Source organism: Pedococcus sp. P1_H8, from assembly GCF_056405175.1.
Map to the genome: position 1 here is coordinate 1 of NZ_JBFUCP010000099.1, position 557 is coordinate 557.

1 protein-coding gene is annotated in these 557 nt (G+C 70.0%); it reads left to right on the plus strand.

Annotated elements, in window-relative coordinates:
• The coding region (locus AC1DYG_RS19040; protein ID WP_477641430.1) for an MFS transporter at positions 1 to 409 on the plus strand (409 nt) is incomplete at its 5' end.
• Between the last annotated feature and the right edge of the window lie 148 nt (positions 410 to 557).

A 557-nucleotide genomic window follows, 5' to 3' on the forward strand; every position in this document is an offset into this window, starting at 1 on the left:
CGGTTATGCGGTCGCGGCCTGGCTGATCGAGGCGTGGGGGCGCCGCGGCACCCTGGCGCTGTTCCTGGTCGGCTCCGCGGTGTCGGCGGGCGCGTTCGGGCTGGCGGACACCCCGACGCAGATCGTGGCGGCGGGAATGGCGTTGTCGTTCTTCAACCTTGGCGCCTGGGGCGCGTTGTACGCGATCGGTCCCGAGCTCTACCCGACGACGACGCGGGGCTCGGGGACCGGGGCGGCGGCGGCATTCGGCCGGATCGCGTCGATCATCGCGCCGCTGATGGTGCCGTGGCTGCTGACGGGAGGCGGAAATCCGTTGGTGTTCGGGGTGTTCGCGGTGTCCTTCGCGATCGCCGCGGTCGCGACGACGGCGCTGCCGGAACGTCGCGGGCAGGCGCTGGAAGAGGTCTGACCGGAACCTTCGGGATCTACTACCTCGTCTGGTTCGACCGGGTGGCAGGGGAACTGGCCGACTTCACCGACAGCCCGGTCGGCGATCTGGTTTGGGTCGACTCCGCGCTACTTGCAGCGGCGGGTGAACATCCTGGCCGACATTCAGG